At 28.0% G+C, this 13341-nt stretch carries 15 protein-coding genes and 1 pseudogene; 10 read left to right on the plus strand and 6 right to left on the minus strand.

What is annotated here, in order from left to right; translation table 11 throughout:
- Positions 1-17 precede the first annotated feature (17 nt).
- The 6 genes from bet to AJ930_RS08645 all read right to left on the minus strand — a co-directional run bounded on the left by bet (position 18) and on the right by AJ930_RS08645 (position 5077).
- On the minus strand, positions 18-899 hold the full coding sequence (gene bet / locus AJ930_RS10080) for a phage recombination protein Bet (RefSeq protein WP_083263169.1): 882 nt from the start codon (positions 897-899) through the stop codon (positions 18-20).
- A gap of 256 nt (positions 900-1155) precedes the next feature.
- Positions 1156-1356 carry a hypothetical protein gene (locus tag AJ930_RS08625; RefSeq protein ID WP_070275190.1) on the minus strand — a complete coding sequence of 67 codons (201 nt, stop codon included), beginning with the start codon at positions 1354-1356 and terminating at the stop codon, positions 1156-1158.
- Between the two features lie 97 nt (positions 1357-1453).
- Positions 1454-1912, minus strand: coding sequence for a single-stranded DNA-binding protein (gene ssb, locus AJ930_RS08630; protein WP_070275191.1), 459 nt, complete (start codon positions 1910-1912; stop codon positions 1454-1456).
- Positions 1913-2038: 126 nt separating this feature from the next.
- Entirely contained in the window at positions 2039-2281 is a 243-nt protein-coding gene (locus AJ930_RS08635; RefSeq protein ID WP_070275192.1) for a hypothetical protein, read from the minus strand.
- A 344-nt stretch (positions 2282-2625) separates the two neighbouring features.
- Entirely contained in the window at positions 2626-3075 is a 450-nt protein-coding gene (locus AJ930_RS08640) for a hypothetical protein (protein WP_070275193.1), read from the minus strand.
- Positions 3076-4507: 1432 nt separating this feature from the next.
- Entirely contained in the window at positions 4508-5077 is a 570-nt protein-coding gene (locus AJ930_RS08645; RefSeq protein WP_070275194.1) for a helix-turn-helix domain-containing protein, read from the minus strand.
- A 267-nt stretch (positions 5078-5344) separates the two neighbouring features.
- On the opposite strand from AJ930_RS08645, the gene AJ930_RS08650 reads away from it, so the two are divergent.
- The 10 genes and pseudogenes from AJ930_RS08650 to AJ930_RS08695 all read left to right on the plus strand — a co-directional run bounded on the left by AJ930_RS08650 (position 5345) and on the right by AJ930_RS08695 (position 13341).
- Positions 5345-6034, plus strand: a complete 690-nt coding sequence (locus tag AJ930_RS08650) for a hypothetical protein (RefSeq protein ID WP_070275195.1) — start codon at positions 5345-5347, stop codon at positions 6032-6034.
- Positions 6035-6052: 18 nt separating this feature from the next.
- Positions 6053-6491: pseudogene (locus AJ930_RS10870) on the plus strand (Rha family transcriptional regulator).
- Between the two features lie 17 nt (positions 6492-6508).
- Entirely contained in the window at positions 6509-7312 is an 804-nt protein-coding gene (locus tag AJ930_RS10390; RefSeq protein WP_002840135.1) for a hypothetical protein, read from the plus strand.
- A gap of 17 nt (positions 7313-7329) precedes the next feature.
- Entirely contained in the window at positions 7330-7704 is a 375-nt protein-coding gene (locus AJ930_RS08665) for a BRO family protein (RefSeq protein ID WP_070275196.1), read from the plus strand.
- 14 nt (positions 7705-7718) lie between these two features.
- A complete protein-coding gene (locus AJ930_RS08670) occupies positions 7719-9086 on the plus strand; it encodes a type IV secretory system conjugative DNA transfer family protein (RefSeq protein ID WP_070275197.1) in 1368 nt (455 codons plus the stop codon).
- Positions 9079-11484, plus strand: a complete 2406-nt coding sequence (locus AJ930_RS08675) for an HD domain-containing protein (protein ID WP_070275198.1) — start codon at positions 9079-9081, stop codon at positions 11482-11484. The genes AJ930_RS08670 and AJ930_RS08675 overlap by 8 nt, the downstream gene beginning before the upstream one ends.
- Complete coding sequence (locus AJ930_RS08680) at positions 11481-11777, plus strand: hypothetical protein (protein WP_002793632.1); 297 nt, start codon at positions 11481-11483, stop codon at positions 11775-11777. The genes AJ930_RS08675 and AJ930_RS08680 overlap by 4 nt, the downstream gene beginning before the upstream one ends.
- Positions 11774-12214 (plus strand): lytic transglycosylase domain-containing protein, encoded by a 441-nt coding sequence (locus AJ930_RS08685; protein WP_070275199.1) that lies wholly within the window; start codon positions 11774-11776, stop codon positions 12212-12214. The genes AJ930_RS08680 and AJ930_RS08685 overlap by 4 nt, the downstream gene beginning before the upstream one ends.
- 18 nt (positions 12215-12232) lie before the next feature.
- Entirely contained in the window at positions 12233-13129 is an 897-nt protein-coding gene (locus tag AJ930_RS08690; RefSeq protein WP_070275200.1) for an HDOD domain-containing protein, read from the plus strand.
- On the plus strand, positions 13126-13341 hold the full coding sequence (locus AJ930_RS08695; protein WP_070275201.1) for a hypothetical protein: 216 nt from the start codon (positions 13126-13128) through the stop codon (positions 13339-13341). The genes AJ930_RS08690 and AJ930_RS08695 overlap by 4 nt, the downstream gene beginning before the upstream one ends.

Genomic DNA, 13341 nt, shown 5'->3' on the forward strand with positions numbered 1-13341 from the left:
TTTTAAATGTTCTGTCATTAGGCTACATTTCCAATTTGCTTCCACCATGTTTTTTTCTTAGAGTGAAATCTATAACCTAATTGCTTGATTTTTTCATTTAAACCATAGGTATTTCCTACAATCCAATAATAACCATCTTCATTTTTCACTTCGAGTCCCAAAGATAACAAAACTTGTCTTTCATCTTCGCTAAAAGTTGTAGCGTTTGATTGTGAAAAGTTTTGTGAGAAATCAACTTTCTTTTTGTTTTCTTGAGTATTGTTTTGTTCGGCTTCAATATCGATAATAATGTCGTTACTTTCAGTCATTCCAACACCCATTTCTTCAGCAGAATATAACCCACTAAGATTGAAAGCTTTTCTAAGTGCCTGTGACTCGGCTACTTTTTTCAACATGGTATCAGGTTTTGTAGTCCAAAATGAAGTAGCTTCGCCTGATGCTTTCTTTTGCGCATATTCGCTATAAGCAACTTCTACGACAAAAGGTTTATCGCTATCAGTGCGATGGACTTCACAAACAGCAACTAGATCTTGAATGTATTCCCATTTTCCTTTATTATTTAATCGTGGAAATTGTTTAATTTCACTATAAGAGCGAATTCCACCAAATTTACCTGTTTTGTGGGCAATAGCCAAAAAACCATCTCTTCCCACTAAAGGTTCAATTTTATCCACCCACTCTTTTTTATCATTAATTTTAACCTGCGCTCTTCTTGGCACAAAAAATATCTGTTTCAAAAACGGATCTAAATTGTACTTATTGGCAATATTTAGACAATATTCCATTTCAGCAATTGTAGCATTGTTAGGAAAGAAGTGTTTTTTGATCAGTTCAATTTTTTCTTGTGTGAATGAAGTGCTAACAGCTTGATTTTGAGTATTTGTAATTTTTGTGTTCATTTTTATATCCTTTTTTATATTTTAAATAAAAAAAGGAATAGAAATTTATATTACCCAAGAAGGGAATAAAAAAATCTATTCCCAACTTATAGGGCGTGTTAAGCTAAAAGTTAAAAATTAACTTTTACTTTCGTTAGTGTGTTTGTCATTAAAATAGTGAGCTACTAAAACCAATGTGCCAAAAACGAGAGTGATAGCACCAATTAAAATAGCTATATTATAACCATCCATTTTTTCTCCTTTTTTCAAAAAAAGCTCAATCTTTAAGAAAGATTGATGATAATGCAACTACCGTTAAAATTAGCAAACTTTCGATGAGGATAATAAAAGCTCTACCATCGCCTGTTTGTAAACCATAAAGACTATTTACAAACAATCCTATGCCGATAGACTCCATAAATCTTAAAATTGCTTTTGTAGGTATTTTTGTTGCTATTTTTTTGAAAAAATTTTTCATTTTTTCTCCTTATCTTATAACATAAAAAATGTTAGAAGTCAAGGGATAGAAGTACCCCTAGTGGGATAGTTTCTATCCCAACTTAAGGGCTGTTTAATTAAAAAGGAAAATTCTCTCCTTGCTGTACAGGCTCACTAGCTTCAGGAGCTTGCTGTACAGGCTGACTAGCTTCAGGAGCAGAAGTTTCTTGAACATTTTTATAAGAATTACCTGATTGATTGTTATCAGCAGGTTTGCTATCTAAAAACTTCATAGCTTCGACAGCAATCTTATAGCTTGTTCTGTTTTTTCCTTCTCTATCTACATAGTTTTCTTGAACCATTCTTCCTTGCAAAAAGATTTTTGAACCTTTATGTAAGTATTGATTCATGTTTTCGGCTAATCTACCAAAGACACTAAAGTTCAAGTAGCAAACTTCTTCTTTAATTGTACCATCGTTAGCAGTATATTTATAACTACTAGCAATAGCATTGTTTACAAAAGCCACACCACTTTGAGCATAGCTCAACTTAATATCTTGGCAAATATTGCCTATAACTGTAATTTGATTGAACATGCGTTCTCCTTTAAAAAAAATTATTTAAGACATTGTCTTATAAAAACAAAAGAGAACACGCCCTAAATAGGGATATTCTTTTTGCTTTTATAAAACAAAAAAGAAATCCCTAAAAAAGGGATTAAATTATGCTCTAAAAAAAGGGCGAAACACTTTAAAAACAAAGTGTAAAAATCTGTATTTAAAAGAAGAATAGTTCTTATGAATATAATAACCATCTTCAACAGCAGACCAAAAACCTAAAGAATCTACAGCTTTAGTAATCTGAGAATGAATCTTTAAGCTCATTTTTTCATCACCTTTTTCTAGGTAGTGAAGTTCCATTTGCTCTAAAAGAGCGATGTGTTCATCAAGTAAATCTGTCATCATAATAAGTCCTTTGTGTATAATTTTAAGAATAAAAAATTCTTAAATAAAAACACAAAGAATATACTTCACCAAAAGATGAGATAAAATTTGCGTTCTTATTTAAGAACATTTATCCATCTAATGGATTCCTATTCGTTTAAATTAATACCCATGTATAAACTTACTTTGCGTTCTACGCAAATCGCAACTTTGCGTACGCCAAAATAAACATTAAAAGGACTAAAATGCTTATTTGGCAGCTTTAGCTCACGCTAAAGAACGGACTATATCTTGACTGTAGTAAAACAGCCCCCTCCGTTTGGGTTATCTTATATAAAAAAATCCTTTTTACCCCATTTCAAAAACTACTCAGCTTTAACATTCTGTGCTTGAATTTCTCTAAGAATTGTTCTTCTTAAAACATTATTGGAGATATGTCTTACATTTCCAACTTTTACTAAAATTTCTTTACCTTTATTTTGCAATTCATTGATGCTTTTTTTAATTAAATTGATTTCTTCTACCCATGTTTCTGCATCTTTAGAATCAACTCCGTTTCCCCATAATTTTCTTATGGTTGAGTCCATTGCATCTAACATTCTCAAATCAGAAAAAATTTCAGTACCTGCTATGGAATCACTAACAAATACTTGAGCGTTTGAATTTAAATCGATAGTTCTTTTTTTGCCTTCGATTCTTCTTCTTAAAAACTCTGCCCTAGATATCCTCTCTGAATTTTGATTTGTTTGAGTTGTAACATTTGATTTTTCATTTGTTTGAGTTGTATTTTCATTTTGATTTTTATTTTTTGCCATAGAATTTCCTTGTTTGTTTAAATACTTTGAAAGTTTAAATTGAATGAAATGGGGTTTATTAAAAAAGATTTGAATATATTGCTTATAACCTACTCTACTTGGTTCTCTCATCTAAAAAAGATGATACCCTTTCGATAGTCTCTGAACTTTATTCATATTTAAAACAAATTTGAATTTGCAGAATTCGCTCGTGAGTTTGGTATTGTTTTAACTTAAAAGGATACTAAAAGTATCCTTTGTTTCAATTTTTTAAGATTTGGGCTAGTACCCTTTAAAGTTAAAAGCAATACTTTAGCAAACTCTACAAATTCAAATTATATTTTAAACTTAGAATCTTAGCTGCTGACTGACTCATGAATTGATATTTTTTACCTATCCAATTAGGAAACAATAGTATTTCTACTAAAGCTTGGTATATCAATCCTATCTAAGACTATATCTTAGCGTAATTGCGAGCAGACTTACGAATCTGTCTGATCTCCACATCGTAATGTTCTTGACCAGCTCTTCCCAGCAATTAGAAGGGAATTAATCGGCTAAGAGCTAACCGAATTTCAATATCACAACCTGTTTCTATGTGACTCGCTCATCACAAAGCTATATAAGGCAGGAGGTGTGGACCTGTCATTCCTTATTGCTATTCCGAACTTAATAAAAAGTTAATAGGCAAATTATATTTTGTTTTTTTTAAAAAGTCAATAGTTTTTATTATTTTTTTTAAAAAACCATATAAATACCTATTTTTCCATATTTTTATCACAAGTGGAACTGTTATAATAATTCAAAATCTCTATTTTTACATAATTTTAAATTTTAATTAAGTTTTTTATCTTAATTCTCACCCTTCTAATATCTATTTTATCACAAGTGGAACTGTTATAATAATGAATTTATCCCTATTCTCCATAATCTTAAGTTTTTTATAAGTAAAAAACTCTCTTTTTTTAAAAAAATGTGGAACTGTAATAATAAAATGTGGAACTGTAATAATAATCAAAAAAAATAATTTTTAAAGCTCAAATATCTATTAGTTAGCATTTAGAAATAGTTTTGGAAAAAAACTATTATTATTTATTAAAAAATAAGCTAGACTAAATCACTTTATGCTAGTTATTTTAAAATTATTTTAATTAAAAAAAACGGAACTGTAATAATAAAAAACGGAACTGTAATAATAACCCCCTTTAAGAATTTATTTTAAGAGATTAGTTTATTAAAAAAAGAGAGTTAAATTTATATATTAGATTAATATTCTTAAAGTTAAATTTATATATTAGATTAATATTCTTAAAGTTAAATTTATATATTAGATTAATATTCTTAAAGATAAATTTATATATTAGATTAATATTCTTAAAGATAAATTTATATATTAGATTAATATTCTTAAAGATAAATTTGTCAATTAGAAATTAGTATTTTTAGAAGTGAATCAGAATAAATCTTCTTCATTTTCTTTAGTATTATTTCTATTGCTGTACTTCTTTTGTTCTGTATTAATTTTTTTAAATAAGTCAGGATCTTTAATTAGAAAGGAATCTCCTTCACCTGTAATTAAATAAATAGGATTAATACCTAAGAACTTATAAAGTTTTGTAATTATGTAGCTGTTTAATACTGTATATCCTTTTTCCATTCTCATGTAAATAGCTACTGTTATGCCTAAGATTTCTGCTATACGATCTTGACTTAAATTAAGGGAAGTTCTTAAAAGCCTTAGTCTCTTTCCACAAGCTGCGTTATGAATTTTTTCTTCTTGTAAATCTTTGCTTTCTTTATCTGCATTTTTAATTTTAGCTTCTTCTTTCAATTTTTTGTAATCTTCTAAATGCTTTGCATATATTTTTTTCCATTTATAGACAGTTTGCAAAGTAACATCATATCTTGAAGCTACCACTTTAGAAGGTAAATTTTCCTCTAATTGTGTTAATAAAATATCCATTATTTGAACATAGCTTCTTTTATTTTTTCCTTTATTGCCTTTTACAAATAATTTTCTCATTATTTTTATTTTTCCTTGTAGCTAAAATATTATTTTAATTTTATCTAAAATCTATTTGCAGAATATAATTTGATACTGTTATAAAATAGTATATATTTATATTATATATTTCTTATTTTTATATATTTATATTATATATTTTAAGATGATATATGTGTATTTTTAGGCATTTAGTTGTATTTATAGTAATATATATTTATATTATATAAAACTATAAATTTTTAATTTTTGTATGATATAATTATATAAAAATGTTATGGAAAAAAAATGAATTTTAAAAGGACATCGGAGCTTTTACAAATTGCTAATAATTACAACATTGAAGTATCTGAAGTGTTTTCAGCGCTTAAACAAGCTCTTGAAGTTGTTTTAAAATGTGGAAAATTACATGCTGATTTTTCAAATGAAAAAATTTTTTTCTATGAGATTATTTATAATCGTTTTGGTGAAAAACGCAAAAAATTTGTTCAAATTAAAAGAAACAATTATAAAGCAGTCCAAGATAGATTTATAAGTATTGTAATTTCTTATTCTTTAGAAAAAAAGAGAGAACAAGTTAAATCTTTAAAATCGATGATTTTTAAAGGAAAGATAGAAAAAGTCTTAAAATCAGGTTTTGAAGTTTCTTCAAGTATAGGTTTTGGATTTTTGCCGAAAGTCGAAATTTTACGGAAAGATTTAGCAAGAATGCAATTAGGGGATGAGCTGTATCTTGCTATCAAAAAGTTTAAAGGCTCAAAAAAAGCTCCTAATGGTACTTTGGTTTTTACAAGGAAAAATATGAATATTTTAGAGCATGAAATTATGGATAACATGAGCGATTGTGGCGTGTATTACATTGAAAAAATAAGCGCAAGAAAAATATCTATCTTTTGCACAAAAATGCCTACAAAAGATCAAATTAAAAACACAATGCGTGTAGCAAATACTTTTCTTGATATTCAAGTAAGAAACTAATTTAAAAAAGGAGGAAAAATGAACAATGTAGTATTTATCAATAATCAAGAAGTTGTTTTTGAAAATAAAGATGAACAAGTTTTTTGCACAAGTTTGGATGTGGCTAAGGTTTTTGGAAAGAATCATTTTCATGTTTTAAGGGATATTGAGAACATTTTGAATAATTTGCGAAAAATAGGGACTTCTCAAGACCTATCCAATTTTGGATTGGTTAAATATAAAGATAAAAAAGGCGAACATGGAAAATATTATTAGAAGCAATAATCAAACTACTAATTATTCTGATTATGAATTTATCAAAAAACAAAACGAAATTTTAAATCAAATAACTTGCACTCAAAGCAATACAATCTATGTTTTGCAAGATAGCATCAGATTTTTAAACAATACCATTAGTTCAATGAAAGAAATTAACAAAGAACTGAAAAAAATTGCAGGTATTGATAAATTTTTATGAGATAGTAGGAGAATATAATGGAGAATGGTAGCGGTAATATAGGCAATAAAGGCGATATAAATTCTTATGGCTCAGGTAGATTTGCACATCCTAATTTAGATTTTGGGGAATTAAAGGAGAGACAGGGCGGAAGCGGTAGACATATTTTTCATGCTTTAAGCGAAATTCAAAGATATCATGTTATCGAAGATCGCAGTGAAGAAATTCCAAAAGAATATTTTACCATTGAACAAATCTTAGACTATTTGAAAATAGGCTTTAAAAGCGGTATGTTTGAAAGCTTTATTTTTACAGGGCTTTTATGTTTTTTACAAGTTATTTATCCAAGTTACAAATATTATTTTTTAGATTCTCCTTTGAGTAAAAATGAAGAACTATTTTTTGATTTATTGTCTTACGCTCCTATTTTAGTTTCTACTTTGTTTATGGCTTATATCTCGAAGTATTATAAAGGATTGCTTACTCGCAGGGCTATTTTTGCCTTAATGAATGGCAGAAGTTTTTCATTTTTGCTTAAAGGTTTTGCTATATTTTGGTTATTTTCATGGCTAAAAGAAATATCAATTAATAATCCACGCACTGTATATTCTTGGGCGGATTGGACACTATGGTTGATACAATATTTCAAACCTAATGTCAGCACTGAACAACTTTATGTGTTTTACTATAAATATGCCATTCCTGCTTTGCATGATGCTAGTTATGAATTGCTTTATTCTATGTGTATCTTTGCTATATTGCCTTATTTAACAATTTTTTACAAAGGCTACAAAGAAAGAGTTAAGCGATTTGAAAATAAAGATGCGTATGAAAATTATTAATTTAAAAAGGAGAAAAAGTGATTTTAGAAACCGAAGTTGTAAGCAATAACAATATTGTTCTTTTTGAAAATGAAGAGCTAGGGCAAGTTAGAGTAGCTGTAGATGAAAATAATGAGCCTTTGTTTTGTTTGAGTGATATTTGTAAGATTTTGGAACTTACAACACCTTCAAAAGTTGCGGACTCTACAAAAAGGGAATTTGAGCTATATGAATTAAGTTCATATAGCTTTGATACAGGTTTTGGTATCAAAGAATTCACTATGATAGATGAACCACCTTATAATGATTTTGATATAAGCGATTTAGAATCTAATCCTAGATACTTAAAATATGCCATAGATTTATGCAATGATGCAATATCTAATAATTTTCTAAGTAGAAAATTAATTTAAAATAAAGTGTAAAAATGTTTCTTAAAAAACCAGAAGAAGAAAAAACATTTATCGGCATAGGTTTTGAATTAGAAGATAAAAAACAAGAGAAGCTTTTGGAAATATATCAAATCGATGATAATTCTAAAAATCACACTTTTGTATTTGGTTCCACAGGTGTAGGTAAAACAAGACTCATTGAAGGGCTTATTGAACAAGATATTCCAAAAGGGAAAAATGTTGTTATCATTGATCCTAAAGGTGATATAGGGCTGTTTTCAAAAATGGTTGAAATCGCTAAAAAAAGCAATAGAGAAAAAGAACTTATGTTTTTAAGTCCTATTTATCCTGAATATTCGATCAAAATTAATCCGTTAGCAAATTACTACATGGAAGAAGAAATCATTGCTCATATTGTTTCAGGTGTTCCTGCAAAAGATGAGTTCTTTTATAATGTTGCAAATGAAACAACCACAGCTGTTGTAAAAGCTTTGCTTATCATTAGGCGCTATGAAAAGCTAGAAAAACCTTTAAATTTTGAAGAAATTGCTGAAAAAGTTTATTATGAAGGTTTAAAAGAGCTTCAATCAGAATTAAAAGAAATACAAAGCAATGGTTTTGAAGATGATGAGATTGCTAGATTGCTTGCTCTATACGATAGGGTTTTATCCTCACCACAAGATTATTTTGCCAAAGTTTCATCAACTCTTAGAACCACACTTACTCAAATGACCATGGGTAATGTAGGAAAAATTATAGGTACCGCACAAGAAAACACTTTTATTAAAAGATTACAAGAAAATCAAGGCGTGCTTTTATATATTATGACAGGTTCTATGCTTACAAGACAAGTGTCAAGTATTATTTCCAAAGTAACCATTTCTATGATTCAATCTTGCGTGGGTAGGGTTTATGCCTCAGGAAAAAAATTTGATAAAACATTAAAAATTTACATTGATGAAGCTGCTTCTTCTGTGTATAGAGGTATAGAAACTTTATATGCTCAAGCAAGGGGTGCAGGAGTAGCTATTATGGGGTTAACTCAATCAGCAGCTGACTTAGCGGCTGAAATAGGACAAGATGGGGCAAACAGATTATTAGAACTCACCAACACTAAAATAATTATGCGCTTAAATGATACAAAAAGCTCTAAAATGATTTCAGATCTAGGGGGTAAAAAAAGAGCTTATTCTTATTTTTTAACCGTAGAAGGAGGAATTACTTCAAGAGAGGTTGAAGAATTAAATATTGAGGTTGATGATGTGACTAACCTACAAAAAAGAGAATTTTTTTATTTTGGTTTTGAAGGGCGTTTTAAAGGAAAGACTTTAAAAGTGAATGATGGAAAATTAGTTGTGGATATGCCTAATGTAACTCAAAAAAACGAGGATTTTAATGTTTGATTTAATTGAAAATGTGATGAGTTTTATTTATCGCCATCAACTCATTAGAAAGGTTGTTTGGCAAATTATAATCACTTTCGTATCTATTTTTCTTTTTTTAACCTTTTTATTTTGGGTAAATTTAGAAAAAATGGGATACTCAAGTTTTAATTTTAGTCTATTATTAAATTTACAAGCCTATATATTTTTACTTTGGGAGTATTCAAGAGAAATAGCTTATTTTCTAATCATAGAACAAGCTTTCTTTATTCTATTGTTATGGTATATGAACAATAAACTCAAAAATCCATCAAATGATAAAGAAGTAGCACATATACATATTAAAGAGCTTGCAAAAATTTGGCTTGAAGATGACAATACTCCTATGTTCGATACTTCCAGACAAGCCACTGAAAAAGCTAATATTATTATGGTAAATAAGCAAGTGCGTGATTCTATTATTTCTTTAGCTAATTTAAAACAAGACATAAGTCAAATCTTTTTAAATGATATTATTAAACCTAATCGCGAAAAGATCCATCCAAAGCACCTTGAAATGATTATTAAATTACTTCAATTGCTCGAAGAAAATATTGCTTGTCCAAGTGTTGTGCAACTTTTTGAAGGAGATCCTAATAGCGCTTATGGAAAAATACCTGCTAGAAGAAAAGATGGTGAAAGGGTTGATACAGTTACTCTTGATGGAAAAACTCGCTTTGATATATATGAAAAAATTAGTCTTTTAAGACATTCTTTAAATGTAGCTTACAAGATTATTGAATTACTAAACGAAAGTAAAGAATACAAGTCTTTTAAAAAAACATTGTTTGGTAAAGCAATTATTGTAGCCTTGGGACATGATATAGGCAAGATTAATAATTTTACACTAAGAGAAAGCTATATCAAAGAACAAAGATTAAAAGGTGATTCAAAACAAGCTTTTATGAATTTAAAAAGAATGCAAGAACATCAAAAAATCTCCTATATAATTTTTTACGAACTCTTTAAAAACTATCCTGATTTAAAAGAACTTGCTACCGTTGTTCAAGGGCATCACTTAGGTAGTATTGATAAAGATGATAAACTTTTGAAATTATTAATTGATGCGGACAAACAAACAAGAGATTATGAATTAGATGCTTATTTGCAAAATAGCGAAGAGTTTGAGAAAATAAGAAATAAAGAATTAGAAAGTATTATTACAACAGTTCCGCAAAAAAATAATCTAGCGTATGAAAATACCCAAAAAACAATTTCTAAAACACCAGAAAAGAAAACTCAAACCATTCAAAATAAAACACAAAATGAAAGCGCTGAAAATGAAATTTCAATTTTAGATTTAAAAGAGCTTCAAGATCGATTTGTTCTTAATTTCAATGAATTTAAAAAGCAATTTTTCCTTTTTGTAGCCGAAGATAATTCAAAAGAATTCCAAGAACTTGTTTATACATTCGCTTTCAAAAATACAGAAAAAGAATTTTATAAAAATAAAAAAGATTTATTTATACTTGTTGAATGCGGCGTGATTAATGGAAACAGAACCGATACCATGAATTATTTTTATGATTTGAGCGATGAGATTAATAAAAAATTAAATAAGAAGATTAAAATAGGATTTGCTATGTTTAGAGATTGCAAAGATATAAATGAAGCTATTGATGGTTGTAAAAAAGCATTAGAATACGCCAAAAATAATAATCAGGTTGTTTATTATGATTATAAAGATTTAAAAATATCAAATAGTGATAAAATATTAATTTCAGATAATACAGAAGCTAAGATAACTGAGAGTGTAAAAATCCAAGAAAAAACAGATACAATCACTACAGATAATCAAGTTAATACATTAGAAGAGATTGATACATTAAAACAAAAGACTATTGATACTCAAATCATAAAAAATATGTTTGAAATGATTGAAAACAAGGTTCAAGAAGTTGAATATTCTTTAAGTCAAGAAGAAAATTTTGACATTCCGCTAATTGAAGCAAAATTTATTGAAATTCTAAAGTCCAAAATTAACACTTTTAAGCGTAAAGGTTTTACTAAGTCCCCACAAGCCATAAGTTTTAAAAATTATGTATTATTCAGCCACGAATGTCTTTTAGAAAGTCTTGCTAAAGCACTTAATGTTAAAAATGAAAATTTGAATGCCAAGCTTAATTTTTTAATTCGTTACTATAGAAATCATCCTGATAAAAACAAAAGACTGATTTGGTTTGTTAATGTGGACAAAGGCTTTTACTATTCAACTTATCTTTTAAGATTTGATGAAAAGCAAGATGAAGTTTTCTTTTGTGTGCCTTTTGATTGCAAAAGGGCTTTTGGAATGAGTGTTTCAGAACTTAGTATTCATAAGGATAATAGCGGATTAAGAAATTGTATTGTTAAGCCTTATGTAAAAAAGGAGGAAAAATGAAAAAAAGAAGAGCCGATTTACTTAAAAAGCACAATTCAAAAATCGTGCTTGCGGATACATTGGAATCTGAAGCTATGGTTGATTTGGCAATGAAAGCCAATGATATTTTTTTAAAACTTAAAAAAACTGCAGGCGTGGGTTTGGATTTTAAAGATGCAGATGAAATGCTAATGTTGTGGAATTTAGTATTAGTCAAAAGTTCACAAACTCTTGAACAAATTTCGCAGAAAATAGACATGAAATATGATGAACCCTTTACAATAACTTTAGCTCGTGAGAAGTTAGAAAAATGAAAGTAATCTTTTTTTTAACCTCCCTACTTTTTGCTAATTTGCTCTTTGCTCAAAAAAATTATTTTACACAGGCAGGAGAGAAATTCGGAATCAATCCGCAATTGCTTTGGACCATTGCTTATAAAGAAAGTCGCTTAACGCCCAATATTATTAGCAAGCCAAATAAAAATGGTACTTATGATATAGGCATTATGCAAATTAATAGCATTCATTTACCAAGATTAAAAAAACAATATGGTATTAATGAAAATGATTTATTAAGACCTAAAATTAATATTTTTGTAGGAGCTGAAATATTAAAAATGTGTTTAGACAAACACGGATTAAATGAAGAAGGTATTACTTGTTACAATGGAAAAATTATCAACAATCCCTATGGAAAAGAAGTAATTAAATTACTCAAAAAAGCAAGAATAACAAATGGAAAAATTAATTAAATTTCAAAAGGAGATATAATGAATAATTTATTAGAAAAAAATATTAATGAGATTAATGAAATGCTCATTAAAAGTTTGGATGATTTACCGCCATTACCTGAAACCATTCAAAAATTACAAGAATATATCGCTACACATGGAAGCAATATTGTTATTGATGAAGTGGCAGATATTATTAGTACAGATCCTTTAATTACGGCTAATTTATTGCATTTAACTAATTCAGCTTATTATGGTTTTTCAAAAGAAATTAAAACCGTTAATCAAGCCTTGGTTCTTTTAGGGGTAAGCAATGTTAAAAATATGATCATTGCTGATTATGCAAAAAGTTCTTTTGTAATTAACTTAAGTCCTTATGGCATAGAAACTGATCGTTTTTTAGCTTTGATTCATGAGCAAACCAATTTTATTTCTACTTGGCTAATAGAAGAAGATAAAATATTATGCTACAATCTAATTCCATGTGTTATGATGCTAAGATTAGGCATCATGGTGTTTTCAAATTTTTTAATTCAAAACAACATAGATAAAAAATTTTTATTGCATTTAAGCAAGAATAATTTTAATAATATATTAAGACTAGAAAGAGAATTCTTAGGAGTTGATCATATATCTTTTTTATCAAACTTATTTAAAGTTTGGAATTTAGATGAAGATCTTATTGAAATTATAAGCTCTCTTGATTATCTTGGTTCTACTAGCACAAAAGTAAAAAAAGAAACATACGCTTTAGCTGCCATTGAAGCCCTTTTTAGCCCTGAAAAAAACGCTTATGATGATTTTTGTGTACAAAAAGCTTATCAAATTTTAAAGGATGGTAAGGCAAATGGAGTTGATTTTAATTTAGAAAATTTTTTAAATAAATTGCCTGAAAAATTTATAGAAATTTTAAGCAAAAGCAAGGAACAATTATGAATATAGTTGATCTTGTGAAAACAATAGAAAATATTGAAAATCCACAAAATCTTAAAATTATAAGAGAAGGCGCTTGCTTTTACATGTGTTTAGGTGAAAATAAAAAATATTTTTATTTTTTTAAAGCTAATTCTAAAAATAAAGAAAGTCTTCCTTATACACTCACATTGGATGATTTAAAATCTGATGAATGGAAAATTTTAAAGGATTAA

It is taken from the genome of Campylobacter sp. BCW_6871 (assembly GCF_001762325.1).
Taxonomy (GTDB): domain Bacteria; phylum Campylobacterota; class Campylobacteria; order Campylobacterales; family Campylobacteraceae; genus Campylobacter_D; species Campylobacter_D jejuni.